This is a genomic window from Variovorax sp. EL159, from assembly GCF_900100965.1.
GTDB lineage: Bacteria > Pseudomonadota > Gammaproteobacteria > Burkholderiales > Burkholderiaceae_C > Variovorax.
The window spans coordinates 232,083-256,396 of the sequence record NZ_FMUJ01000001.1 but is presented as its reverse complement, the minus strand read 5'-3'; the positions used below and the strand labels follow the sequence as shown (position 1 = coordinate 256,396).

The window sequence follows — 24,314 nt, the reverse complement described above, 5'->3', positions numbered from 1 at the left end:
GCTGTGAGCACTCCCCTGCAGGACGAGACATCGGCGCTGCGCGTCGTGCTCGCCGCCGAAGCGCTGTGTTTTTCGTGGCCCGGCGTCAAGACCCCATGCATCGACATCGAGGCGTTTCGCATCACCGCCGGCGAATCGGTGTTCTTGCATGGCCCGAGCGGCTGCGGCAAGAGCACGCTGCTGTCGCTGCTGGCCGGCGTGCTGGTGGCCGACGAAGGCCGCGTCACGCTGCTGGGGCACGACTGGTCGAAGCTCTCGGGCGCCGCGCGCGACCGCAGCCGCGTGGCCCACGTGGGCTACATCTTCCAGCAGTTCAACCTGCTGCCCTACCTGAGCGTGCTCGACAACGTGCTGCTGCCCTGCCGCTTCTCGGCGCGGCGCGAAGCACAGGCCGCGCGCAACGGCAGCTCGCGCGCCGAAGCCGAGCACCTGCTCGACCAGATGGGCCTGGACCGCAACCTCTGGAAGCGCCAGGCACTGCAGCTCTCGGTCGGCCAGCAACAGCGCGTGGCCGCCGCGCGCGCGCTCATCGGCCAGCCCGAGGTGGTGATTGCCGACGAGCCCACCTCCGCGCTCGACGAAGACCGGCGCGAGGCCTTCCTCGACGTGCTGCTGACGGCCTGCGCCATGAACCACAGCGCGCTGGTGTTCGTGAGCCACGACCAGCGCATCGCGCAGCGCTTTGCGCGGCACGTGCTGCTGCCCGAGATCAACCGCGCGGCATCGAGCGCGATGGCGGTGGACGCATGAGCGCGACAACGCCCCGCCGCATCGGGCAACCCGGGCAAGTTCGCTTCGCAGCGCGAAGCACGAAGGCATTCCGATGAAGGCGCTTTTCTCCATTGCCTGGCGCAGTGCCTGGAACCGCCGCTTCACGCTCGCGCTCACCGTGTTCTCGATCGCGCTGTCGACCTTCCTGCTGCTCGGCGTCGAGCGCATCCGCACCGAGCTGCGCGAGAACTTCGCGTCTTCGGTCTCGGGCACCGACCTGATCGTCGGCGCGCGCACCGGCTCCACGCAGTTGCTGCTGTACTCGGTGTTCCGCATCGGCGCGGCCACTAACAACATCTCGTGGAAGAGCGTGCAGGCGCTGGCCGAGCACCCGGGCGTCGACTGGGTCGTGCCGCTGTCGCTGGGCGACTCGCACCGCGGCTTCGCGGTGCTGGCCACGTCGCCCGAGTACTTCACGCGCTTTCGCTATGGCGACAAGCAGCTGCTGAAGATGCGCGAAGGCAAGCCCTTCAGCGAACTCTTCGATGCGGTGGTGGGCGCCGAGGTGGCCGACAAGCTCGGCTACCACGTGGGCCAGAAGATCACGCTGGCGCACGGCAGCGGCGAACTCAACGTGGCCGAGCATGCCGACAAGCCCTTCACGGTGGTGGGCGTGCTCGCGCGCACCGGCACGCCGGTCGATCGCACGGTGCACATCGGCCTTGCGGCCATGGAAGCCATTCACCTCGAATGGGTCGGCGGCGCGCCGATGCCCGGCGTGCACATTCCGGCCGAGCAGGTGCGCAAGTTCGACCTCACGCCCAAGACCGTGACGGCCGCGCTGGTGGGCCTGAAGAACCGCGCCGCCGTGTTCGGCGTGCAGCGCTGGATCTCGACCTACACCGGCGAGCCGCTCATGGCCATCCTGCCCGGCGTGGCGCTCGACGAACTGTGGAGCGTGATCGGCATCGGCGAAAACGCATTGCTGCTGATGTCCGCACTGGTCGCGCTCGTGAGCCTCGCGGGCCTGGTGTCGGTGGTGATGGCCGGGCTCAACGAGCGCCGGCGCGAGCTTGCCGTGCTGCGCGCGGTGGGCGCGGGCCTGCGCCACGTGCTGGCGCTGCTGGCACTCGAAGGCGCGATGGTCACCGTGCTGGGCGTGGCCTTCGGCGTGGTCATGGCGGTGCTGGGCATCGCCCTGCTCTCGCCATGGCTGCAGGCGCAGTTCGGGCTGACATTGAGCCTTTCCGAACCTACACTGAACGAGTGGTTGCTGATGGCGAGCCTGCTGGTCGCGGGCTGGCTGGCAAGCCTCTTGCCCGGCATCCGTGCCTACCGACTCTCCCTGGCAGACGGCCTCTCACCGAGGATTTGAACCATGCGCATCGCAAAGAAAATTTCCACGCCCAAGGCTTTCATTCGCCTTTCAATGTTGCTGGCCGGTGCCGGCCTCGCGGCGGCCACCTGGGCCGCCGAGCCCGCACCCAAGGACACCACCGCGTCGAACCCGCTCGGCGGCAAGGCCGCACCCGCTGCCGCCGCCGCCAAGGGCACGCCGGGCCAGCCGAGGCAGATCACGTGGGAAGAACTCGTGCCCAAGGACTGGGACCCGGCCAAGGAGTTCAAGGGCATGGATCTGAGCGCGCTCGACGATGGCGACCCGCGCGCCAACGAACTGCTCATGAAGATGCAGGAGGTGTCGAACAACGCGCCGACCAATCCCGCGATGAACGGCACTGAAGTCAAGATCCCCGGCTTCATCGTGCCGCTCGAAGAAGCCAAGGGCGAGGTCACCGAATTCCTGCTGGTGCCCTACTTCGGCGCCTGCATCCACACGCCGCCGCCGCCGGCCAACCAGATCCTGCACGTCGTGCCGCAAAAGGGCGCCAAGTTCCGCGCCATGGACACCGTGTGGGTCACCGGCAAGCTGCAGACGCTGCGCAACGACTCGATGATGGGCGTGAGTGGTTACCACGTGAGCGCCACCAGCGTCACAAAGTATTCGGGCGGCGCCAAGTAGGCCTTCCTGCCGTCTGTGGTTCTGCGCCGACAGGGTTGGCGGCGCACGACCGACACAGTCGGTTGCATCCATGAAGCAGGCTTTGTCATCGCCTGCCTGCGCGCGCCGTTGAAACAGTTCCGGGCACGACGCCGGCGCCTTCATGGAACTACAGATGACAACAACCCATCGCCCCACGGTCCCGCGGCTCCTGACGATCTCGCTGTGCATCGGCGCCCTCGCCATCGCAGGCTGCGACAACAAGACCAACTCCACCCCCGCGGCCGACCCCGCGCTGTCGATTCCCGCGCCCTCGGTGCCGCAGACACCCGCGGCCCCGACGCCCGTGGCCTACACGCCACCCACGGCCGAACAGCTCTACCAGATGGTCGCGCCCATCGCGCTGTACCCCGACAAGCTGATCGCGCAGATCCTGGCCGGCGCCACCTACCCCGAGCAGATCACCGCCGCGCACGACTGGCTCGCGCAGAACCGCGCGCTCAAGGCCGGCCCGCTGGCCGATGCGGCCAACCAGCAGCCCTGGGACCCGAGCGTCAAGTCGCTCACGGCCTTTCGCAGCGTGCTCGACCAGATGGCCGGCAACATCCCGTGGACCGAATCGCTCGGCAAGGCCTACTACAACGACCCGACCGACGTGATGAACGCGATCCAGGTCATGCGCCAACGGGCCTCGAAGGCAGGCCGCCTCAAGAACAACGACAAGCTGCGCGTGGCGAGCGCCGCCACGCCGCAGAACTATGCGCCGGCACCCGACATGCAGCCGGTGTATGCGGGCCCCGCCGTGATCGAGCCGCCGCCGCAACTCATCACCATCGAGCCCGTGCAGCCCGACGTGGTGTACGTGCCGAGCTACGACCCGGAGGTGATCTACGGCGCGCCCGTGCCCGTGTACCCCGGCTACGCCTACGCCCCGCCCGTCGTGGTGGCGCCCGGCTACAGCGGCGGCCAGCTCGCCGCAGCCAGTGCGCTGGCATTCGGCGCCGGCGTGATCGTCGGTGCCGCACTGGAGCGGCACGACTGGGGCTGGCATGCATGGAACATGAACTGGGGCGCACCGCGCTGGCAAGGCCGCGACCGCGGGCCCGACGTGCAACCGGCCTACGCGCGGCCGGCGGTGGTCTACAACAACAGCACCTACATCTCGCGCTCGACCACGGTGGTCAACAACGTGAACAACGTCAACGTGCGCAATGTCTATAACAACGGCGGCGGTGGCCCGCGCGGCAACCTGCCGCCTGGCGTGGCGCCCAACTTCGCGGGCGGCCCCGGCTTTGCGCCACAGCAGCAACAACTGCAGCAGCAGGCCTTGCTGGCCCAGCAGCAACAACAGCAGCGCCAACAACAACAGGCGGCGATGGCCCAGCAACAGCAGCAACAACAAGTCCGCCAGCAACAGGCGTTAATGCAGCAGCAAGCCCAGCAGCGCTCGCAACAGCAGGCCCAACAGCTGCAGGCGCAGCAGCAACAGCAAGCGCGTGAGCAACAACAGCAGGCACGCCAAGCCCGGTTCCAGCAACAGCAGCAGGACGCGCTGCACAGGCAGCCGCCGCAGCAACAGGCCTTGCTGCCCCAGCAGCAGCACCCCGGCGGCAACCCGCAAGCGCAGCAGCAGCTCTTGCAGCAGCAGCAGCAGCAGGCCCAGCAAGACCAGAAGCGGCAGCAACAACAGCAACAGGCCCAGTTGCAAGAGCAGTCGCGGCGCCAGCAGATGCAACAGCAACAGCAGGCGCAACAGCAAGCCCGTGCGCAGCAGCAGGCTCAACAACAGCAGCAGATCCAGCGCGAGCAGGCGCAGCAGCGGCAACAGGCCCAGGCACAAGCCCAGCAAGCCCAGAACCAGGCCCGCCAACAGCAGCAGGCACAGCAGCAACAAGCCGCACACCAGCAGCAGTTGCAGGCGATGCAACAGCAACAGCAGCGCCAGCAACAACAGATGCAGCAACAGCAGGCGCGTCAAGCCGAGATGCGGCAGCAGCAACAGGCTCAACAACAGCAGCAACAGCGCGTGGCCGCCGCGGCGGCTGCTGCAGCCCATCGCCAGCCCCACCCGGGGGACCCGCAACAGCAGCACCCCTGAGCGGCCGGGGCCGAACGCCGCCCGTCAACGGCGCGGCGCTGGCGCTGTGAGGTGTGCCGGCGGAACGAATCAGAGAAAGACGCCGCGCAACAGCGCCACGGGGCGCATCAAGCGCCCCGTGCAAACGATCGTGGTGAAGATCAGTTCTTGCCGATCTCAGTCAGCAGGCGCGTGACGAGATAGATGCGCGGCACGATCGAATCGGCTTCGATGTACTCGTCGCGTGCGTGGTAACCGAAGCCCGCGAGGCCGAAGCTCTCGACCACCGTGGCCTTGCCCGAACGGCCCGCATAGCCCGCATCGGTGCCGCCGCCGGTCATCGGCGCCAGCGCGAGGTCGCGATCGATTTCCTTGTAGATCGCTTGCGCCTTCTCGCCCAGCGCGCGGCCCTTCTCACCCGCGATGAAGGCCGGGCGGCCCACTTCCACCTTGACCGTGGTCTCGGTGTCGGGAATCAGCTTGCCGGCACCGATCTTGGCCTGCAGCGCCGCGTCGAGCTTCTTCTCGGCGCCGGGCTGCGTGATGCGCACGTCGCCCAGTGCCTGCGCCTTCTCGGTGATCTGGTTGAGCGGGCCGGTGGCGCGTGCCACGGTCCAGTTGAGCGTCACGCCGGGGATGTCCTTGGCGATGTCCCTGGTCTGCAGCATCTGGTACGACAGCTCATACAGCGCGTTGCGGCCCAGCTCCGGCGCGGCTCCCGCGTGCGCCGCGCGGCCCTTCACCTCCAGCGTGGCGGTGGCGATACCGGCTGCGCCGAGCAGCAGCGATTCGCCCTTGACCACCGACTTGGCCACCGTGGGCTCGAACGACAGCACCGTGTCGTGCTGGTCGGCCATGGTGGCGATGAGTTCGCCGGAGCCGACCGAGCCCACTTCCTCGTCGGGGTTCATCAGCACGGTCAGGGTGTCGTAGTCGCGCCAGCCGGCGTCGGCCAGGATCTTCAGCGACGCCATCATCACGGCCAGCCCGCCCTTGTCGTCGGCAATGCCGGGGCCGTAGATGCGGTTGCCATCGACCTTGTACGGCTGGCCATTGAGGATGCCCGCCGGGTACACCGTGTCCATGTGACCCTGCAGCATGATCTTGCGCTTGCCCGTGCCCTTGAGCGTGCCGATCACGATGTCGGCGCCCGCGCCGGCCGTGGCCTTGCGGCGCTCGGTCTTGAAACCGATGGCCTTCAGCCGCCCTTCCACCACGTCGGCCATCTTCAGCAGGCCATCGACATTCAGGCTCCCCGATTCGATGAGCACCATTTCCTTGAGGTTGTCGATCACCGCCGGTTGCGCCTTCTCGGCAGCGGCGAGCAGCTTGGCGTCGGGCGCGGCTTGCACGCTCGCGGCGGCGCCAAGGGCCAGGCCGCAGGCCAGGGCAACGGAACGGACGGCGAAGAAGGAAGAGCGGAATGTCATGGTTGTAGTTTCCGGAGTGAATGGCGGGCAACAGCATAGCGGCCCGCCGGCCGATCCCCAGCAAATCGGCGACAGCGCTCCACCGCCACGCACAGGCCCCCGGACGCCGCTGTGCGGCCTACAGGCCCAGCCGCGTGAGAGACCAGGCCACGGCGCCGAGCTGCGCCACGTTGAGGACCATCCCCGCAATGTGGAGCCGGTGAAACCCGGAGATCGAGGCGCCGACCGCAGGGATCGTGTGGCGCAGCATGTCCATGCGCGGAATGATGATCCAGCGGCGCAGAGCGAACGCCAGCGCCGCGATGAAGGCCATGCCGAAGGCGAAGGCAGGCTTGCCGCACCAGGCATAGCTGAGTGCCGCCGCGCTCGCCGTCAGCATCACGGCAAGGTAGTAGACGTTGAACAGGCCCCGGATGAAGCGCGAGTCGAGCGGCGTGTCGTGCTTGAGGATCAGCAACGGCAGCGAGCCCATCATGAAGAACCCCATCCACACGAGCAGAATGACGGTCGCGATGAGTGCAATGACGGTGGGAAGCATCTGGTGAACCCTCCTCGGTCTCGAAGCACTGGGCGCGGGCCGCGTCGTTGCGTCCTCGCGCCGTTCAGCCCTTGCGACCGCGCGCGGCCGGCGCGGTCTTTTTCGCGGGCACGGTCTTGCGCGCCGGCTTCAGCGCCGGCGCCTCGCGCGCGGACTTCATGTGCCCGCTCTCGCCCGAGGTCATGCCCACGATCTTCGCGAGCTGGCGGCTCACGCTCACGTAGGCATGCCCGAGGCGGCTGTCGAAGTAGAGCGAGTCGCCGCGCGCCAGGCGCACCACCTCGCCGTTGTCGAAGTGCACGTCGATCTCGCCCGACAGCACATAGGCGAACTCCTCACCGGCGTGCCGCACGAAGTCTTCGGGGCCGTTGATGCGGCGCGCGTGCACCGTGCCGACGATGGGGCTCATCTGCTTGCCGGCCGCCGTGGTGCCCAGGAATTCATAGGCGATGGCCAGCCCACGGTACACCACGCCCTTGCCGGCGCGCGTGACCACCGGCCCGTCGAACTGCTCGGGCTTGACGCCGGCGCCCGCGAACATCGCGTTCATGTCCATCTCGAGCGCACGGCCCAGCGCGGTGAAGTTCTCGTAGCCCAGTGCGAGCTGCCCGCGCTCCGCGCGCGAGATGGTGGTGATCGACACGCCCGAGCGCTCGGCCAGTTGCGCCAGCGTCCAGCCGAAACGCTTGCGCGCAGTGCGCAGGCGATGACCGAAAGTGGTGCGGTCCAGCGTGAGCGGCTCGTCCTTCGGCCTCGTCGCCGGCTTGGTCCTTGGGTGTGGATTCACGCTTGGCCTTGTCTATGTAGTGCGCTGCAATTCTGCCAGTGCAACGCCGCGCCATCCATGCCAACCCGCATGACGCGGGCCTGGAAGTTGCGTATATGCAAATTGCATTGACGCAAATTTCACCATTCAGGTGCCCCATGGTTTCCCCTTGGTTGGCTCTATTTAATTTGCGTATCCGCAAATTTATTCCTACACTTTTGGCCGATGACCTCCAGCACACCAGCGCCCATCGTGGCCGACTACCTCGTGATTGGCGGCGGCATTGCCGGGGCTTCGGTAGCCCACTGGCTCGCACCGCATGCCCGCGTGATCCTTCTCGAACGCGAAGCCCAGCCGGGCTATCACTCCACCGGCCGCTCGGCCGCCCTCTTCATGGAAAGCTACGGCACGCCGCAGGTGCGCGCGCTCACCATGGCCAGCCGCGCCTTCCTCGAGCATCCGCCCGAAGGCTTTTCCGAGCACCCGCTGCTCACGCCGCGCGGCGCGATGATGGTCGCGGGCGAAGAACACATGGCCGAGCTCGAAGCCCACTGGGACGTGCTGCGCGCCATGGACACCGGCGCCACGCGCCTGAGCGGCGAACAGGCGCGCGAGATGGTGCCCGCCCTGCGCCCCGAGCAGGTGGCCGGCGCCGTGTATGAACCCGACGCGGCCGACATGGACGTGCACGCCATCCACCAGGGCTACCTGCGCGGCATGCGGCAGGCCGGCGGCAAGCTGGTGTGCGATGCGGAAGTGACCGCCATCGAACGCACCGGCAACCAATGGCGCGTGACGGCCGGCGGCAACGTCTACGAGGCGCCCGTGGTGCTCAACGCGGCCGGCGCGTGGGTCGACACCATCGCGCAACTGGCCGGCGTGACGCCCATCGGCATCGAGCCGCGCCGGCGCTCGGCCTTCATCTTCGCGCCGCCCGAAGGCGAGAGCGTCACGCACTGGCCCATGGTCTTCGGTGCCGACGAAGGCTGGTACATCAAGCCCGACGCCGGCATGCTGCTGGGCTCGCCGGCCAATGCCGATCCGGTCGATCCGCAGGACGTGCAGCCCGAAGAGCTGGACATCGCTTTCGCCATCCACCGCATCGAGGAAGCGACCACGCTGACCATCCGCCGCCCCACCCGCACCTGGGCCGGCCTGCGCTCCTTCGTGGCCGACGGCGACCTCGTCGGCGGCTTCGAGCCCGGCGCGCCCGGCTTCTTCTGGGTCGCGGCGCAAGGCGGCTACGGCATCCAGACCTCGGCCGCCATGGGCGAAGCCTGCGCCGCGCTGGCACGCGGACTGCCGCTGCCGGAGCGCATCGCGGCCTTCGGCCTCACGGCCGAGATGCTCGGCCCGCAGCGGCTGCGCGCCGCCGCTGCCGCCTGACCCCAACAACCCACAACCACAAGAGACCATCCCATGCGTGTCTTCAGTGCCTCCCTCGCCACCGAAACCAACACCTTCGGCCCGATGCCGACCGGCATCGCGTCCTTCAAGGACCGTGGCTACTTCCCCGCCGGGCAGCATCCCGATGCGCTGACGATCTACTCGGGCCCGCTGTGGGCCGCGCGCATCCGCGGCAAGGAAAAGGGCTGGACGCTGCTCGAAGGCATGGTGGCGGGCGCGCAGCCCAGCGGCATCACCACGCGCCACGCGTACGAAACGCTGCGCGACGAAATGCTGAACGACCTGCGCGCCGCATTGCCGGTGGACATGGTGCTGCTCGGCCTGCACGGCGCGATGGTGGCCGACGGCTACGACGACTGCGAAGGCGACATGCTGCAGCGCGTGCGGCAGATCGTCGGGCCCGACATCGTCATCGGCGCCGAACTCGACCCACACAACCACCTCACGCCCGCGATGGTCGACAACGCGAACGTGATGGTCTCGTTCAAGGAGTACCCGCACACCGACGTGCTCGAACGCGGGCTGGAGCTGGTGGACATCTGCGCAGCAGCGGTCGAAGGCAAGGTCAAGCCGGTGCACGCGATGGTCGACTGCGACATCATCGTGACCGTCCACACCTCGCGCGAACCGGCGCGCAGTTTTGTCGAGCGCATGCAGGCACTCGAAGGCAAGGACGGCGTGCTCTCGGTCTCGCTCACGCACGGCTTCTCGTGGGGCGACGTGCCCGAGATGGGCACCAAGGTGCTGGTCTACACCGATGGCGACCAGGCCAAGGCGAACGCGCTGGCGCGCCAGCTCGCCGATGAAGTCATCGCCATGCGCGACGGCCTCACCGTCAACTACCCCACCATCGACGCCTCGCTCGACGAGGCACTGGCCTTCGACGGCGGCCCTGTGGTGCTGGCCGACGGTGCCGACAACCCCGGCGGCGGCGCGGCGAGCGATTCCACCTTCATCCTGCGCCGCATGCTGGAGCGCGGCATCACCAACGCGGCCCTCGGCCCGATGTGGGACCCGATCGCGGTGCGCATCGCCTTCGACGCGGGCGTGGGCGCCAAGCTGCAAATGCGCATCGGCGGCAAGATCAGCCCGCTGTCGGGCGACCCGCTGGACCTCGACTGCACCGTGAAGGCGCTCATGCACGACCTGGTGATGACTGGCCTGTCGAACACGCCCACGGCGATGGGCGACTGCGCGCTGGTCGAGGTCAACGGCATCGAGATCGTGCTCATCACGCGGCGCAACCAGGCCATGGGCACCGACCTGTTCACGCAACTGGGCTGCGACCTGGCCGCCAAGAAGATCGTGGTCGTGAAGTCTTCGCAGCACTTCTATGCGTCGTACTCCAAGGTGGCCAGGCACGTGATCTACGCGGGCGCACCGGGCGCCGTGACGCTCGACCTCACGACCCTGCCCTACCGCAAGGCGCGCCTGCCCAAGTGGCCGATCGGCGTCACGGCTTAACCGATTTTTTTCTTTCGCCCCCACCGACCGGAGAACCGACGATGAAACGACGAACGCTTGCCGCCCTCGCTGCCCTGGCCCTTTCTGCGGCTTCCGCCGTGAGCCTTCCGGCGCTCGCCCAGACACCGCCCAAGACCTTGAAGGTGGTGGCGCATGCCGACCTGAAGATCCTCGACCCGACCTTCACCACGGCCTACATTTCGCGCAACTTCGGCCACATGGTGTACGACACCCTGTTCGCGCAAGATGCCACCGGCAAGCCGCAACCGCAGATGGTCGAGAAGTACACGACCTCGAAAGATGGCAAGCAGTGGAGCTTCACGCTGCGCCCCGGCCTGAAGTTTTCCGACGGTGCCGCCGTGACCTCGGCCGACGCCGTGGCCTCGCTGCAGCGCTGGGCCGCACGCGACAGCCTGGGCCGCGCCATGACGGCGGTCGGCGCCGAATGGAAGGCCACCGACGCGCGCAACTTCACGCTCACGCTCAACGAGCCCTTCGGCATGGTGCTCGACGCGCTGGCCAAGCCCTCGGGCTTTCCGCCGGTGATCCTGCCCGAGCGCATCGCCAAGCTGCCGGCCACCGCGCCGCTCACCGAGGTGGTCGGCTCGGGGCCCTTCATCTTCAAGCGCGACGAATGGGTGCCAGGCAACAAGACGGTGTTCGTGCGCAACCCGAACTACGTGGCGCGCAGCGAGCCGCCGAGCGGCCTGGCCGGCAGCAAGAAGACCAGCTTCGACCGCGTCGAATGGCTCTACCTGCCTGACGCCAACAGCGCCGTATCGGCGCTCAAGCGCGGCGAGGTCGACATCATCGAACAGCTGCCACCCGATTACATCGCGCCGCTGCGCACCGACAGCAGCATCAAGATCGGCTCGGGCGGCGCCTACCAGGGCTTCCTGGTCATGAACCAGCTGCACCCGCCCTTCGACAACCCGAAGGTACGCCAGGCGCTGCTGCAGGCCGTGAACCAGGAACGCTTCGTCGCGGCCATGGGCTTCCCGCTGGACATGCGCATGGCCTACTGCGCCACCTACTTCATCTGCGGCAGCCCGAACGACACCTCGGCCGGCGCCGAGCCCTTCCGCAAGGCCGACGTTGCCAAGGCGAAGAAGATGCTGGCCGACGCCGGCTACAAGGGCGAGAAGGTCGTGCTGATGGTGCCGAGCGACGTGCCCTACCTCAACGCCGAGGCGCTGATGGCCGCGCAGACCATGAAGAGCATCGGCATGAACGTCGACGCGCAGAGCATGGACTGGGCGTCCATCGGTGCGCGCCGCGCCAAGCGCGATGCGGCCGACGCGGGCGGCTGGAACATGTACGTCACGGTGGCCGGCGAGTTCGACGTCAACTCGCCCATCGCCAATGCCTACCTGGGCGCGGCCTGCGGCAACACCCTGCCCGGTTGGCCCTGCGACAAGAAGCTGGACGAACTGCGCACCGCATGGCTGAAGGAAACCGTGCCGGCCAAGCGCAAGGAATTGCTCGACGCCTTCCAGGTCCGCGCGTACGAGGCCGTGCCGTACATCAACGCGGGCCAGTACTCGGCCGCGTTCGCGGCGCGCGCCAACATCAAGGGCCTCGACAAGCTCTGGGCCGGCATGCCGACCGTCTGGATGCTCGACAAGTAAGCCGCCCCGCGCAGCGCCTTCCCCGCCAGTCAGCCAGCACACCGCCAGCCACACCAGTTCAAGGGCAACGCCATGGGCTACATCGTTCGACGCTTTCTCTCGACACTCCCCGTCATGGCGGTGGTGGCGGTGGTGGTGTTCCTGCTGATCCATCTGTCGCCGGGCGATCCGGCCGCGCTCATCGCGGGCGACCTCGCCACGACGGAAGACATCGAGAAGCTGCGCGCCGCGCTCGGCCTGAACCTGCCGCTGTGGCAGCAGTTCGCGCTGTGGGTCGGCAAGCTCTTCACCGGCGACCTCGGCACCTCGATCTTCACGCAGATGCCGGTCACGCAACTGCTCGGGCAGCGGCTGGAGCCCACGGTGTCGATCGCGGCGCTCACCATGCTCATCACGCTGGTGGTGTCGGTGCCGCTGGGCACGCTCGCGGCCTACCGCGCGGGCAGCTGGATCGACCGGCTGGTGATGCTGTTCGCGGTGCTCGCCTTCTCGGTGCCGGTCTTCCTGGTGGGCTACCTGCTGGTCTACAGCTTCGCGGTGCAGCTGCCGTGGTTTCCGGTGCAGGGCTATGCGCGCTTTGCCGACGGCCCCGTCGAGTGGCTGCACTCGCTGGTGCTGCCCTGCGTGAACCTGGCGCTGGTGTACATCGCACTGGTGACCCGCATGACGCGCGCCACCGTGCTCGAAGTGCTGCATGAAGACTACATCCGCACCGCGCGCGCCAAGGGACTGGGCGTGCTCCCGGTGCTGGGGCATGCACTGCGCAACGCGGCCATTCCCATCGCCACGACCATCGGCGCGGGCATCGCGCTGCTGATCGGCGGCGTGGTCGTCACCGAGACGGTGTTCGCCATTCCGGGCGTGGGCCGGCTCGTCATCGACTCGGTGCAGCGCCACGACTATCCCGTCATCCAGAGCGTGCTGCTGCTGTCGGCGGGCGTGTATGTGCTGATCAACCTGCTGATCGACCTGAGCTATCGCCTCTTCGATCCGCGCATCCAGTACTGAAGAACACAACCCATGTCCACGGTCCTCCCCATGAGCGAGATCGATGCGCCAGTCTCTGTTGCACCCACGGCGCCAGCCGCGCCTGAAGACGCGCCCTTCGTACCCCCGCGCTTTCGCTGGGTGCGCAAGCACCCGACACTGATCATCGGCGCGCTGCTGCTGATCGCAATCGCCATCCTGTCCATTGCCGCGCCCTGGATCGCCACGCACGACCCGCAAGACATCGACCCGCTCGCGCGCATGCAGCCGCCGTCGGCCGAACACTGGTTCGGCACCGACGCGCTGGGCCGCGACGTGTTCAGCCGCGCGGTCTGGGGCGGCCGCGTGTCGATGATCGTGGGGTTCTCGGTGGCGGTGCTGGCCACCTTCTTCGGCATCCTGCTGGGGTTGGTGTCGGGCTTCGTGCGCTGGGCCGACGGCTTCATCATGCGGGTGATGGACGGGCTGATGGCCATTCCCGGCATCCTGCTGGCCATCGCGCTGATGGCCGTGACGCGCGCCAGCCTGACGACGGTCATCATCGCCATCACCGTGCCCGAGATTCCGCGCGTGGTGCGGCTGGTGCGCTCGCTGGCGCTCACGCTGCGCGAGCAGTTGTTCGTCGAGGCCGCGCATGCGGTGGGTACGCGGCTGCCGACCATCCTTGTGCGCCATGTGCTGCCGAACATCGTGGCGCCGCTGGTCGTGCAATCGACCTTCGTGGCTGCTGCGGCGGTGCTGACCGAAGCGGCGCTTTCCTTCCTCGGCGTGGGCGTGCCCGCGCAGACGCCGAGCTGGGGCAACATGATGGCCGAGGGCCGCAACTTCGTGACGGTGGCTTTCCACATCATCCTGTACCCGGGCCTGCTGCTGGCGGCCACGGTGCTTGCGATCAACCTGCTCGGCGACGGCCTGCGCGATGCGCTCGACCCGCGCCTGGCACGGCAACTGTGAGGGCGCCATGACGACAACGACCCCGATGTCCCACACCGCCCTCGCCCCCGGCGAGCCGCTGCTCGAAGTCGACAACCTGCGCACCCACTTCCACACGCTGGCCGGCGTGGTGCGCTCGGTCGATGGCGTCTCGTACACGGTGCGCGCGGGCCGCACGCTCGGCGTGGTCGGTGAATCCGGCTGCGGCAAGAGCGTGACCGCGCTGTCGATCCTGCGGCTGGTGCCCACGCCGCCCGGCCATCACATGGGCGCCGTGCGGCTGCGCGGCACCGACCTGATGCAGCTGAGCGAACGCGAGATGCGGCAGATTCGCGGCAACCGCATCTCGATGATCTTCCAGGAGCCGATGACCTCGCTGAACCCGGTGCTCACCGTGGGCCGGCAGATCGCCGAGACGGTGCAACTGCACCAGAAGGCCAGCCGCGCCGATGCGCTCAAGCGCGCCGTCGAGATGCTGCGCGTGGTGCAGATCCCCGAGCCCGAGCGCCGCGTGAATGAGTACCCGCACCAGCTGTCGGGCGGCATGCGCCAGCGCGTGATGATCGCGCTGGCCCTGGCCTGCAACCCCGAGGTGCTGATCGCCGACGAGCCCACCACCGCGCTCGACGTAACCATCCAGGCACAGATCCTCGATCTCATCAAGCGGCTGCAGAAAGAGCTGGGCATGGGCGTGGTGATGATCACGCACGACCTGGGCGTGGTGGCCGAGAGCTGCGACCGCGTGGTGGTGATGTATGCCGGCAAGAAGGTGGAAGAAGCCGACGTGATCGACCTGTTCGACCGGCCGCTGCACCCGTACACCCGCGCGCTGATGGCCTCGATGCCCGCGATGAACACCGCGAGCACGCGCCTCACGGAAATTCCGGGGCTGGTGCCGGCCGCCCACGAGTTGGGGCGCGGCTGTGCCTTTGCGGCGCGCTGCAGCCATGCGCGCGCCCGCTGCCGCACCGAAACGCCGCAGCTCACGCAGCAAGGCGGCGACCACGTGGTGGCCTGCTTCGCCATCGAAGAACAATGGGAAGACGCCGCCGAGGTGACCGCATGACGGAAACGACCGCAGCCCCGCTGCTGCAGGTGCGCAACCTGCGCAAGCACTACATCTCGCCCAAGCGCTGGTTGCGGCCCGCGAAGCCGTCGATCCAGGCGGTCGATGGCGTGTCTTTCTCGGTCGCGCGCGGCGAAACGCTGTCGCTGGTCGGCGAGTCGGGCTGCGGCAAGACGACGACGGCCAAGTCGGTGATGCGGCTGGTGGAGCCGACCTCGGGCTCGGTCGAGCTGGAAGGCGAAGAGCTGCTGACGCTGTCGCCGCACGAGATGCGGATGCGCCGGCGCCAGCTGCAGATCATTTTTCAGGACCCGTACGCTTCGCTCAACCCACGCCTGACGGCCGGCGACATCGTGGCCGAGCCGCTGCGCAATTTCGACATGGGCGCCGCGGCCGAGCGGCGCGAGCGGGTGCAGTGGTTGTTCTCGCGCGTGGGGCTGCGGCCCGAGGCGGCGAAGAAGTTTCCGCACGAGTTCTCGGGCGGGCAGCGCCAGCGGCTGGGCATTGCGCGCGCGCTGGCGCTCAACCCCAAGCTGATCGTGTGCGACGAGCCGGTGTCGGCGCTTGACGTGTCGGTGCAGGCACAGGTGGTGAACCTGCTGATGGACCTGCAGGCCGAGTTCGGCATCGCCTACCTCTTCGTGGCGCACGACCTTGCGGTGGTCCGCCACATCAGCCACCGCGTGGCGGTGATGTACCTGGGCCACATCGTGGAGATTGCCGACCGCGACACGCTGTTCTCGGCCCCGCTGCATCCGTACACCGAGATCCTGCTGTCGGCGGTGCCGGTGCCGAACCCGCGCACGCCCGCACGCCGGTTGCTGCTGCAGGGCGATCCGCCGAGCCCGGCCAATCCGCCTTCGGGCTGCCGCTTCCACACGCGCTGCCCGATGGCGCAGGCTGTGTGCAAGGAGAAGGCACCCGAGCTGACGGAACGGCCTTCGTCATCCAGCGGTGGCCATTGGGTTGCCTGCCACTTCCGTTGAGATGGCAGCCTGCTTTTCTGTTCGCGACATTGCTTGCTCTGGGCTTCGTTGTTCAGGGCGGCGCCCACGCCGACGGCGTACTCCCCTCCGCGAATGTCCCCCGGGGCTGCGCCCCTCCTCCTTTATTTCGCTGCGGGGAGCACACCGCCGGCGTGAGCGTTGCGCAGAGCCGTTGTTGATCGGCAATGCACCCGCAGCGCGCCCGGTGCGCATGGCACCGGGTGGTCCCCGCAGCGAAATAAAGGAGGAGGCCGCAGGCCGGGGGACATTCGCGGAGGGGACCACCCGGTGTCATTCGCACGCACCCCGAATGACCCCGCCTTGAACAACAGCGCCAAAAATCCCCAAACAAGGAAAGGATCGAGATGAACACCCCAGTCACCCACTACGACCTGCTGATCCGCGGTGGCACCGTGATCGACGGCACCAAGGCCCCGCGCTTCCATGCCGACGTCGGCATCGTGAACGGCCGCATCGCCGCCATCGGCCAGCTCGCCGGCCACACCGCCGAGAAGACGCTCGACGCCACCGGCCGCATCGTCGCGCCCGGCTTCATCGATTCGCACACGCACGACGACCAGGCCGTGCTGTCGCAGGCGCAGATGCCCTTCAAGGTGTCGCAGGGCGTGACCACGGTGGTGGCGGGCAACTGCGGCATCAGCGCTGCGCCATTGCGCGTCGACATGGATCTGCCGATGCCGCTGAGCCTGCTCGAATCGCCGGCCGAAGGCCGCTTCACGACCTTCGCGGCGTACCTCGATGCGCTGCGCGCCACGCCTTCATCGGTGAACGTGGCCGCGATGGTGGGCCATTCGACCTTGCGCGCCGTGGTCATGTCCGACCTCGACCGGCCCGCCAACGACACCGAGATCGCGGCCATGCAGGCGCTGGTCGAAGAAGCCATGCAGGCCGGCGCGATCGGCCTTTCGACCGGCACCTTCTACCCGCCGGCCGTGAAGGCCACGACTGAGGAAATCATCGAGGTCGGCCGCCCGCTCACTTCGCGCAAGGCGCTCTACGTGACGCACATGCGCGACGAGAGCGATCGCGTGATGGAGTCGCTCGAAGAAACCTTCCAGATCGGCCGCGCGCTCGACATTCCGGTGGTGGTGTCCCACCACAAGGTGCAGAACACGCACAACTTCGGCAAGACCAAGGTCACGCTGCCCTTCATCAAGGAGGCGATGCAGCACCAGTGCATCGGACTCGACTGCTACCCCTACACCGCCGGCTCGACCATGATCCGCACCGACCGCGGAATGATGGAAGGCCGCGTGCTGATCGCGTCGAGCGTGCCGCACCCCGAGTGCGCCGGGCGCGACCTGAAGGACATCGCGGCCGAATGGGGCGTGTCGGGCGAAGTGGCAGCGCAGCGGCTGCAGCCGGGCAGCGCGATCTATTTCATGATGGACGAGGACGACGTGCAGCGCATCCTGGCCTTCGACGAAACCATGATCGGCTCCGACGGCATTCCGCTGGGCGACAAGCCGCATCCGCGGCTGTGGGGCACCTTCCCGCGCGTGCTGGGCCACTACAGCCGCGACGTCGGCCTGTTCCCGCTGGAGACGGCGGTGTGGAAGATGACGGGGCTCACGGCACGCAACTTCGGCCTGCACGAGCGCGGCGCGCTCAAGCCCGGCTACCACGCCGACGTGGTGATCTTCAACGCGGCCACGGTGCGCGACACCGCGAACTACGAAACGCCGACACAGCCGGCCGAAGGCATCGACGCGGTGATCGTGAACGGTGAAGTGACCTGGCAGCACGGCGTGCACAGCGGGGCGCGCAATGGGCAGGTGATCACGCGGCGCGAATCGCAGCAGGCGCACTGAACGCGCGCGGGGATCATTCGGCGGGCCGGGCGGACCGGGCTTGCCGGGCCGCTGGCATCGCCTCTTGCACCTCTTCTTGCAAAGGGAAGGATGGGCGGAGCCTGGGGAGGGATCGGATCAGTCCGGCGCGTTCATGACGCGGTCGAACTCTTCGTCGGCCGGCACGTTGTCGGCATCGAGTTCGCTCGCATCGGTGAGATCGATGCCCGTTTCATCCGACAGGTCGTCGGAGTCTTCGTTCTCGGGTTCTTCGAAATCGTCGGCAGGCGTGTTGTCGTCGTCATCGTCTTCGGATGGCGAAGCGGAACGCGCGGTGGCGTCGACGTGATTCATGATCGGCTCCTCGGCTGAATGCTGAACGGCCCCCTATGGTGCGCCTGTTTCGGCCGTTCCGGCTCATCCCACTGGCAGCGTCAGTGTCGGAAAGTTTCCTGTGCCGACGAAGCCGATCGCGCTGCCGGCCGTGCCGTCAGTCCTTGTGCACGTGGCCGTGCTCCCCGTGGCCGGGGTCGTCATGGCCATGGTCGTGCCCGTGCTCGCCATGCGCCAGCCGGCTCACCAGCGTGACCAGCACGATGCCGGCGACCAGCCAGAGGATCTGCGCGGCGGTCTGCCGTGCGGGCAGGCGCTTTTGCAGCTGCGGGATCAGGTCGGCCAGCGCCACATAGACGAAGCTGCTGCCGGCCAGCACCAGGAAGTAAGGCAGCCAGCCATGCAGCTGGTCGACCAGCCACCAGCCCGCGATGCCGCCGAGCATGGTCATGGTGCCCGCGAGCGAGACCTTCACCAGCGCCGCGCGCTGGTTGGCCGAACTCTGGCGCAGCACGACGAGATCGCCGATGTGGTGCGGCACCTCGTGCGCCAGCACGGCGATGGCGGCCACGAGGCCCAGGCGGATGTCGGCGACGAAGGCCGAGGCGATCAGGATGCCGTCGCCGAAGCAATGCACGCTGTCGCCGGTGAGCACGGCCCAGCCGCCCGCGCGGGGTTCCGCGTGGTTGTGGGCGTGGCCATGCGCATACCCATGGTCATGGCCGTGCGCGTGATCGTGCCCTTCGTGCCCGCTCGCCTCGCCGCCATGGTGATGCTCGTGCCCGTGGTGCCACAGCTCGGCCTTGTCGAGCAGGAAGAAGAAGACCAGCCCGAACAGCAGCACGCCGAACAGCAGCGCAGGCTCGATGCGGCTTTCGAAGGCCTCGGGCAACAGGTGCATGAAGGCGGTGGCGAGCAGCGCGCCGGCCGCCAGGCTCAACAGGTGCTGGGGGTTCACGCCGCCGGAATCGTTGCGCACGCCCACGCGCAACAACAGGGCCGCCAGCCAGACGCTTCCGATACCGGCAACCAGGGTTGCCAAGATGATGACTATCAAATTCATAGCTGCTTGCGCAAGAGAGACGGCCATTGAAACAGTTTCAGGGCCGGGTCCGATCATAAAAAGAGAAAAGGCCGTCATCGGACGGCCTTCGGCGGGGAGTGGCTACGGGGCGCCGTCTTCAGGCGACGCCATTGGCTTTGAACCAGGCCGTGGCGCGCCGCCATCCGTCGTCCGCCGCGCTCTTGGCGTAGCTGGGGCGGTCGTCGGCATGGAATGCGTGGCCTGCTTCGGGGTACACGACGAAGCTCGATGCCTTGGCCGCCGGAGTTCCAGTGGCCAGAGCTGCTTTCATCTTATCAACCGTGTCAAGGGGGATGCCCTGGTCTTTTTTTCGCCGTAGCGGCCGAGCACCGGCGCATGCAGGCGAAACCGCCCTGCCCCCTCGATGACCGGAAATTCAGTGGGGTTGGCGCGGCATGCCGTAGGCCCGACGCGCCAGGGCGTCGGCGAGCACCTGCGCCGGGTCGATCAGGTCCAGCCCGGCCACGGCGGCCGAGCCCTGCAAGCCCAGCGGCACCTCGGTGCAGCCCATGATGATGGTCACGGGGCCGTGCCGTTCGGCCAGCCGCAGCGCCACCTCGGAAAAGCACCGCTCGGCCAGCGGCATGTTGCCGGCCTTCACGCCATCGAAGATGCCGCGCATGATGGTCTGGCGCTCGTCGGCCAGCGGCACGTGGCAGCCCAGCCCGGCCTCGGCCAGCGCCTGCTCGTAGAGCCGCACGCGGTACGTGCCTTCGGTGGCCATCAGCGCCACGCCCGTTGCGCCCTGTACGGCCAGTTGCCGCGCGGTCTCGCGCGCCATGTGCAGTAGCTCGACCTGCGGAAAACGCTCCTGCAGGCTGCCGTGCCAGGCATGCGCGGTGTTGCAGGCAATGGCCACGGCCCGGCTTCCGAGCGCGGCCAGCCGGCCGAGCGCCTGCAGCATCGGCTCCAGCGGCTGGTGCGCGCCGTTCTCGGCCGAGGCCAGCGCGTCGGTGCGATCGGGCACCGGCACTTGCGCAAGCCAATGCTCGGGAAAAGACTGGTCGCGCACCGGCTCGCCGCGTGCGCGCATCTGCTGCGCGCAGGCCTGCACGAAGAGCCGGACGAAGTCGGCGCCCGCCGCGGGGCCCATGCCCCCCAAGATACCAACTACGTTCGTCGAAGCCATGGTTTTCTCTGTTTCAGGAATACCGCGGAACCGGCTTTGCCGGGCCGCTGGTATTGCCCCCGGTAGGGGGTTGGCGAAGCGACACGAAGTGCGCGCAGCCTGGGGGCGAGCTCAAGTCGCGGGCTTGTCGCTGAAGGCTTTCAGGTTGTCCTTCAGTTGCGGGCTCATCGGCAGGTTCAGCGGCACGCCCTTCGGCGGGATCGGCTGCATGAACCACTTGGTGTAGAGCTTCTCGAACTCGCCGCTCTTCATCATGCCGATGAAGGTGTCGTCCACCAGCTTCTTGAAGGCCGGGTCGTCCTTGGGCAGCATGCAGGCATAGGGCTCGACCTGCAGCGACTCGCCCACCACTTCGTAGTCGGCCGGCGTCTTGGCGTTGGCGATCAGGCCGAACAGCAGGATGTCGTCCATCGCGAAAGCCACGGCACGATCGCTCTCGACCAGCAGGAATGCGTCGGCGTGGTCCTTGCCGAGCACGATGTTCATGTCGAGGTTTTTCTCAGCGTTGTACTTGCGCATGACCAGCGCGTTGGTGGTGCCGGTGGTGCTGGCCACGGTCTTCTTGGCCAGGTCGGCGTAGTCCTTGATGTGCGAAGACTTCTTCACCAGCAGGCGCGTGCCCGTGTAGAAGTGATTGACGGCAAAGGCCACGTCCTTGCCGCGCGCGGTGTTGTTGGTGGTGGAGCCGCACTCCAGGTCGACCGTGCCGTTGGTGATGAGTGGAATGCGGTTCTGCGAGGTGACCGGCATCAGCGCGACCTGCAGGTTCGGCTTGTTCAGCTTCTTCTTCACCGCCTCGACCACGGCGTTCGACAGTTCCACCGAAAACCCGACCGGCTTGTTGGGGCCGTCGAGGTAACTGAAGGGCACCGACGACTCCCGGTAGGCGAGCGTGATCTTGCCGGACTCGGCGATCTTGGCCAGCGTGTCGGCGGCCTGCGCCCCGGTGGCGGTGAAGAGCACCGCGGCAGCCATGGATGCCATCAAGACGGAGAGTTTCATTCGAGCCTTCATTCGGTTGGATTGAACAGGCGGCCAGTGTAGGAAGGAGTGACTCATTGCGACAATTCCAATTGAAGCCTGGGCCATACCCAAAGGTTATGGGTGAACCCCTTCGGCACCGCAGGGCATGCGCTTTGGCTATGGGCCACGGCGCTTTTGGCATTTCCGGCCGGTGCGAGGCGCCCCTAAAGTCAGGGTTACCTCTTATCTACTCCCGGAAAGTTGCCCCATGCATGTGTGTGTGCTCGGCGCCGGCATCGTGGGCCTGGCCACCGCCTGGCAGCTCGAACGCCAGGGCCACCAGGTCACCGTGATCGACCGCGCAACGCCCGGCGCGGGTGCCAGCGGCGGCAACGGTGCGCAGCTGAGCTATTCGTACGTGCAGCCGCTGGCCGATCCGTCGATCTGGAAGCAGTTGCCCAAGCTGCTGCTGTCGCCCACCTCCCCGCTCAAGCTGCGGCCGCAGCTCGACCCGCTGCAGTGGCGCTGGGGGCTGGCTTTTCTGGGCGCCTGCAACGCACAGACCTCGCGCGACACCACGGCGCGGCTGCTGGCGCTGGCGGCATCGAGCCGCACCGAGTTCGAGGCGATGCAGGCCGACATCGCACCCGACTGCGATTTCTCGGCCACGGGCAAGCTGGTGCTGTATTCAAGCGCCGCGTCGCTCGAAGGCGCACGCGCCCAGGTCGAATTGCAGCGCACCATGGGCAGCGAGCAGCGCATCGTCACGCCCGACGAATGCATCGCCATCGAGCCCGCACTGGCCGGCTACCGCGGCCAGATGGCGGGCGCGGTCCACACGCCGAGCGAATGCGCGGCCGATTGCCTGAAGGTGTGCGCCGAGCTGATGCGCGCACTGAGCGCGCGTGGCGTGCGCTTCATGCTCGGCACCGACGTGCACGGCTTTGCGCGCAGCGAAGGCCGCATCGCCGCCGTGCAGACCAGCGACGGCGACGTGCAGGCCGATGCCTTCGTGATGGCGCTGGGCTCGGCCTCGCACAAGCTGGGGCGCACGCTCGGCGCCTACCTGCCGGTGTACCCGCTCAAGGGCTACAGCATCACGGTCGAGGTCGACCCCACGCCCGACGCCGCGCCGCGCGTGAACGTGACGGACAGCGCGCGCAAGGTGGTGTTCGCGCGCATCGGCTCGCGGCTGCGGGTGGCGGGCATGGCCGAACTCGTGGGGCACGACGCGAGCATTCCGGCCACGCGCATCGAAACGCTGGCGGCCGCCACGCGCGCCCTCTTCCCGCATGCGAGCCGGCTGGAAGAACTGCACCCGTGGACCGGCATGCGGCCGGCCACGCCGAAGGGCCTGCCGATCATCGGGCGGCTGCCGGGCGCGCCTTCGAACATGCTGTTCAACACCGGGCACGGTGCGCTCGGTTTCACGCTGGCTTTCGGTTCGGCGCGGCAGATCGCTCTGGCACTGGCGCCTTCCGCATCGACGTCCTGAGCTTGCGGCCCACGCGCCGCCAGCCGATCACCACGCCGGTCAGGCTCAGCGCCGCACCGCCGAGGCTCGTCACGACGAGCAGCACGTCCCACAGCGGGCGATGGTCGAGCAGCGGCAGCCAGTCCCAGCTGTGCAGCATCGCGAACAGCCAGCGGCTCAGGCGGCGCGCGCTGTCGGTGTGGCCGAGCACGGCGCCGGTCTGCGGATCGACGTGCACCCAGGTCGCGTGGGCATCGCCGAACACCACGCGCCAGATGGGCAAGGGCTTGTCGGTACCGCCGGTCATGGTGTGCGGCTCGCGCGTGTAGTAGTGGCTGTCGTAGGCGGTCAGTATGTCGATACGCTGCACCGCGTCGGGCAGCAGACGCGCGACAGCTGTTCTCAATGCGTCGGGGTCGAACTGGTATGGCTGCGCGCTGATGGCATCGCGCACTTGCGGCCGGCCGTTGGCGGTGCTGGCGAGCACCAGCGTCTGGCCCGCTGCGCGCACCCAGCGCAATTCACGCACGTCGCCGCTGGTCGAGGCCAGCAAGGTCGCCGGCGACGCATCCTGCGCGGAGACTGTGAGCGCACCGCCATTCATCGCCTCGATGCGCAATGCCGGCGCACCGCTGTCGAACACGCGCCATGGGTTCATCGACATCAACCCGCTGAAGATCCACGTCAGTGTGATCAACGCGAACAGCAGGCCGGTGATGTGATGCCAGCGCATCATGAAACCCTGATACGGCGAATGTGAGCCGCTCTTGTAGGTGCGGCCGAAGCGCCAGCGCATCACGCCGACCACGGTGCCGGTCAGCGTGACGGCGATGCCGATGATCGAGAGCCAGTTGACGATATCGGCCCAGTAGCGGTCGAGGCCGCCGCCGCGCAGCGGGTACAGCCAGTGGATCCAGGCCCCGGCATAGTTCCAGAGCCGCTCGGCGCGCGGCGCATCGCGCACCACCTCGCCGGTCTTGCCCGACACGTAGAGCCGCGTGGCGCCGGCATCGGCCAGTTCGACCACATGCAGCGGGCGGTGCGCATCGAGCCCGCGTGAATGGGTGAACGCGTCTTCGTCGATGGTGCCCCGGTAGTCGAGCGGAACGCCCTCGCCGGCATAGGCCCGTGCACTGGCAAGCACGCGGGCCTGATCGACTTCACGCAACACGGTGCCGGTCGTGGCATCGATGACGATCGTGCCGCTGCCCGGTGGAGCGCGCCGCTGTCCCGGTGCCGGCTCGCGCACCGGCGTCGCAAGGTACACCACGCGCCCACCGCTGGCCATGGCCAGCCGCAGCGCCTGCAGCGGCCCTGCGATGCCGGCCGCATCGAGCGCCTGCCCCGGCCCCAGCAGCGGCGCCGAAGCGTCGAGCCGCGGCAGGTGCTGCAGCCGCTCGGCCTCGGTGAGCTTGGGGTAGCCCACGTACATCATCACCACGCCCGAGACGAACCACATCGCGAAGAAGGCGCAGACGATCACGCCCAGCCAGCGATGGACCAGGAACAACCAACGTTTGGCATGCAC

21 protein-coding genes and 1 pseudogene are annotated in these 24,314 nt (G+C 67.9%); 13 read left to right on the top strand and 9 right to left on the bottom strand.

Features of this window, described 5'->3' with window-relative positions; genetic code table 11:
* Nucleotides 1–3 precede the first annotated feature (3 nt).
* From BLQ28_RS01180 to BLQ28_RS01165, 4 genes are all read left to right on the top strand, one after another.
* Nucleotides 4–750: an ABC transporter ATP-binding protein gene (locus BLQ28_RS01180; protein ID WP_093236736.1), complete on the top strand. Its 747-nt coding sequence runs from the start codon at nt 4–6 to the stop codon at nt 748–750.
* 73 nt (nt 751–823) lie between these two features.
* The gene (locus BLQ28_RS01175; protein ID WP_093236735.1) at nt 824–2,086 is read left to right on the top strand and encodes an ABC transporter permease; all 1,263 of its coding nucleotides are present in this window, start codon (nt 824–826) and stop codon (nt 2,084–2,086) included.
* Nucleotides 2,087–2,089: 3 nt separating this feature from the next.
* Nucleotides 2,090–2,731 (top strand): DUF3299 domain-containing protein, encoded by a 642-nt coding sequence (locus BLQ28_RS01170; protein WP_093236734.1) that lies wholly within the window; start codon nt 2,090–2,092, stop codon nt 2,729–2,731.
* Nucleotides 2,732–2,885: 154 nt separating this feature from the next.
* On the top strand, nt 2,886–4,808 hold the full coding sequence (locus tag BLQ28_RS01165) for a DUF3300 domain-containing protein (protein WP_093236733.1): 1,923 nt from the start codon (nt 2,886–2,888) through the stop codon (nt 4,806–4,808).
* A gap of 140 nt (nt 4,809–4,948) precedes the next feature.
* Here BLQ28_RS01165 and BLQ28_RS01160 read toward each other — a convergent pair whose 3' ends face one another.
* From BLQ28_RS01160 to BLQ28_RS01150, 3 genes are all read right to left on the bottom strand, one after another.
* Nucleotides 4,949–6,217 carry a M20/M25/M40 family metallo-hydrolase gene (locus BLQ28_RS01160; RefSeq protein WP_093236732.1) on the bottom strand — a complete coding sequence of 423 codons (1,269 nt, stop codon included), beginning with the start codon at nt 6,215–6,217 and terminating at the stop codon, nt 4,949–4,951.
* Nucleotides 6,218–6,335: 118 nt separating this feature from the next.
* Nucleotides 6,336–6,755: a hypothetical protein gene (locus tag BLQ28_RS01155; protein ID WP_093236731.1), complete on the bottom strand. Its 420-nt coding sequence runs from the start codon at nt 6,753–6,755 to the stop codon at nt 6,336–6,338.
* Between the two features lie 64 nt (nt 6,756–6,819).
* Entirely contained in the window at nt 6,820–7,542 is a 723-nt protein-coding gene (locus BLQ28_RS01150) for a helix-turn-helix domain-containing protein (protein WP_093236730.1), read from the bottom strand.
* A 204-nt stretch (nt 7,543–7,746) separates the two neighbouring features.
* Here BLQ28_RS01150 and BLQ28_RS01145 point away from each other — a divergent pair, with 204 nt between their 5' ends.
* The 8 genes from BLQ28_RS01145 to BLQ28_RS01110 all read left to right on the top strand — a co-directional run bounded on the left by BLQ28_RS01145 (nt 7,747) and on the right by BLQ28_RS01110 (nt 17,824).
* Entirely contained in the window at nt 7,747–8,907 is a 1,161-nt protein-coding gene (locus BLQ28_RS01145) for an NAD(P)/FAD-dependent oxidoreductase (RefSeq protein WP_093236729.1), read from the top strand.
* Between the two features lie 33 nt (nt 8,908–8,940).
* A complete protein-coding gene (locus BLQ28_RS01140; protein WP_093236728.1) occupies nt 8,941–10,392 on the top strand; it encodes a M81 family metallopeptidase in 1,452 nt (483 codons plus the stop codon).
* Between the two features lie 41 nt (nt 10,393–10,433).
* Nucleotides 10,434–12,020 (top strand): ABC transporter substrate-binding protein, encoded by a 1,587-nt coding sequence (locus BLQ28_RS01135; RefSeq protein WP_093236727.1) that lies wholly within the window; start codon nt 10,434–10,436, stop codon nt 12,018–12,020.
* Between the two features lie 72 nt (nt 12,021–12,092).
* On the top strand, nt 12,093–13,028 hold the full coding sequence (locus BLQ28_RS01130; protein ID WP_093236726.1) for an ABC transporter permease: 936 nt from the start codon (nt 12,093–12,095) through the stop codon (nt 13,026–13,028).
* 30 nt (nt 13,029–13,058) lie between these two features.
* Nucleotides 13,059–13,961: an ABC transporter permease gene (locus BLQ28_RS01125; protein WP_093236725.1), complete on the top strand. Its 903-nt coding sequence runs from the start codon at nt 13,059–13,061 to the stop codon at nt 13,959–13,961.
* 25 nt (nt 13,962–13,986) lie between these two features.
* Nucleotides 13,987–15,006, top strand: a complete 1,020-nt coding sequence (locus BLQ28_RS01120) for an ABC transporter ATP-binding protein (RefSeq protein ID WP_256327132.1) — start codon at nt 13,987–13,989, stop codon at nt 15,004–15,006.
* Nucleotides 15,003–15,992: an ABC transporter ATP-binding protein gene (locus BLQ28_RS01115; protein WP_093236724.1), complete on the top strand. Its 990-nt coding sequence runs from the start codon at nt 15,003–15,005 to the stop codon at nt 15,990–15,992. Before BLQ28_RS01120 ends, BLQ28_RS01115 begins: the two co-directional genes overlap by 4 nt.
* A 365-nt stretch (nt 15,993–16,357) precedes the next feature.
* Entirely contained in the window at nt 16,358–17,824 is a 1,467-nt protein-coding gene (locus BLQ28_RS01110; protein WP_093236723.1) for an N-acyl-D-amino-acid deacylase family protein, read from the top strand.
* A gap of 117 nt (nt 17,825–17,941) precedes the next feature.
* On the opposite strand, the gene BLQ28_RS01105 is transcribed toward BLQ28_RS01110, so the two are convergent.
* The 5 genes and pseudogenes from BLQ28_RS01105 to BLQ28_RS01085 all read right to left on the bottom strand — a co-directional run bounded on the left by BLQ28_RS01105 (nt 17,942) and on the right by BLQ28_RS01085 (nt 21,351).
* Nucleotides 17,942–18,157 (bottom strand): hypothetical protein, encoded by a 216-nt coding sequence (locus tag BLQ28_RS01105; RefSeq protein WP_093236722.1) that lies wholly within the window; start codon nt 18,155–18,157, stop codon nt 17,942–17,944.
* Nucleotides 18,158–18,293: 136 nt separating this feature from the next.
* Nucleotides 18,294–19,199 carry a ZIP family metal transporter gene (locus BLQ28_RS01100; protein WP_176800978.1) on the bottom strand — a complete coding sequence of 302 codons (906 nt, stop codon included), beginning with the start codon at nt 19,197–19,199 and terminating at the stop codon, nt 18,294–18,296.
* A 118-nt stretch (nt 19,200–19,317) separates the two neighbouring features.
* Nucleotides 19,318–19,562 (bottom strand): annotated as a pseudogene (locus tag BLQ28_RS01095) (dienelactone hydrolase family protein); the annotation flags it as partial.
* A 34-nt stretch (nt 19,563–19,596) separates the two neighbouring features.
* Nucleotides 19,597–20,349 (bottom strand): aspartate/glutamate racemase family protein, encoded by a 753-nt coding sequence (locus BLQ28_RS01090; protein WP_093236720.1) that lies wholly within the window; start codon nt 20,347–20,349, stop codon nt 19,597–19,599.
* Between the two features lie 111 nt (nt 20,350–20,460).
* On the bottom strand, nt 20,461–21,351 hold the full coding sequence (locus BLQ28_RS01085; protein WP_093236719.1) for a transporter substrate-binding domain-containing protein: 891 nt from the start codon (nt 21,349–21,351) through the stop codon (nt 20,461–20,463).
* A gap of 229 nt (nt 21,352–21,580) precedes the next feature.
* Between BLQ28_RS01085 and BLQ28_RS01080 the strand changes: the two genes are divergently transcribed.
* The gene (locus tag BLQ28_RS01080) at nt 21,581–22,807 is read left to right on the top strand and encodes a D-amino acid dehydrogenase (RefSeq protein ID WP_093236718.1); all 1,227 of its coding nucleotides are present in this window, start codon (nt 21,581–21,583) and stop codon (nt 22,805–22,807) included.
* Here the strand turns inward: BLQ28_RS01080 and BLQ28_RS01075 are convergent.
* Nucleotides 22,740–24,314 (bottom strand): PepSY domain-containing protein, encoded by a 1,575-nt coding sequence (locus BLQ28_RS01075; protein ID WP_093236717.1) that lies wholly within the window; start codon nt 24,312–24,314, stop codon nt 22,740–22,742. The two genes, BLQ28_RS01080 and BLQ28_RS01075, sit on opposite strands and share 68 nt — an antisense overlap.

What these genes read in the sequence shown, in the direction of transcription:
- BLQ28_RS01175 (WP_093236735.1), top strand. Translation starts at nt 824, where the DNA reads ATGAAGGCGCTTTTCTCCATTGCCTGGCGCAGTGCCTGGAACCGCCGC.
- BLQ28_RS01170 (WP_093236734.1), top strand. Translation starts at nt 2,090, where the DNA reads ATGCGCATCGCAAAGAAAATTTCCACGCCCAAGGCTTTCATTCGCCTT.
- BLQ28_RS01165 (WP_093236733.1), top strand. Translation starts at nt 2,886, where the DNA reads ATGACAACAACCCATCGCCCCACGGTCCCGCGGCTCCTGACGATCTCG.
- BLQ28_RS01160 (WP_093236732.1), bottom strand. Translation starts at nt 6,217, where the DNA reads ATGACATTCCGCTCTTCCTTCTTCGCCGTCCGTTCCGTTGCCCTGGCC.
- BLQ28_RS01155 (WP_093236731.1), bottom strand. Translation starts at nt 6,755, where the DNA reads ATGCTTCCCACCGTCATTGCACTCATCGCGACCGTCATTCTGCTCGTG.
- BLQ28_RS01145 (WP_093236729.1), top strand. Translation starts at nt 7,747, where the DNA reads ATGACCTCCAGCACACCAGCGCCCATCGTGGCCGACTACCTCGTGATT.
- BLQ28_RS01140 (WP_093236728.1), top strand. Translation starts at nt 8,941, where the DNA reads ATGCGTGTCTTCAGTGCCTCCCTCGCCACCGAAACCAACACCTTCGGC.
- BLQ28_RS01135 (WP_093236727.1), top strand. Translation starts at nt 10,434, where the DNA reads ATGAAACGACGAACGCTTGCCGCCCTCGCTGCCCTGGCCCTTTCTGCG.
- BLQ28_RS01130 (WP_093236726.1), top strand. Translation starts at nt 12,093, where the DNA reads ATGGGCTACATCGTTCGACGCTTTCTCTCGACACTCCCCGTCATGGCG.
- BLQ28_RS01125 (WP_093236725.1), top strand. Translation starts at nt 13,059, where the DNA reads ATGAGCGAGATCGATGCGCCAGTCTCTGTTGCACCCACGGCGCCAGCC.
- BLQ28_RS01120 (WP_256327132.1), top strand. Translation starts at nt 13,987, where the DNA reads ATGTCCCACACCGCCCTCGCCCCCGGCGAGCCGCTGCTCGAAGTCGAC.
- BLQ28_RS01115 (WP_093236724.1), top strand. Translation starts at nt 15,003, where the DNA reads ATGACGGAAACGACCGCAGCCCCGCTGCTGCAGGTGCGCAACCTGCGC.
- BLQ28_RS01110 (WP_093236723.1), top strand. Translation starts at nt 16,358, where the DNA reads ATGAACACCCCAGTCACCCACTACGACCTGCTGATCCGCGGTGGCACC.
- BLQ28_RS01105 (WP_093236722.1), bottom strand. Translation starts at nt 18,157, where the DNA reads ATGAATCACGTCGACGCCACCGCGCGTTCCGCTTCGCCATCCGAAGAC.
- BLQ28_RS01100 (WP_176800978.1), bottom strand. Translation starts at nt 19,199, where the DNA reads ATGAATTTGATAGTCATCATCTTGGCAACCCTGGTTGCCGGTATCGGA.
- BLQ28_RS01090 (WP_093236720.1), bottom strand. Translation starts at nt 20,349, where the DNA reads ATGGCTTCGACGAACGTAGTTGGTATCTTGGGGGGCATGGGCCCCGCG.
- BLQ28_RS01085 (WP_093236719.1), bottom strand. Translation starts at nt 21,351, where the DNA reads ATGAAACTCTCCGTCTTGATGGCATCCATGGCTGCCGCGGTGCTCTTC.
- BLQ28_RS01080 (WP_093236718.1), top strand. Translation starts at nt 21,581, where the DNA reads ATGCATGTGTGTGTGCTCGGCGCCGGCATCGTGGGCCTGGCCACCGCC.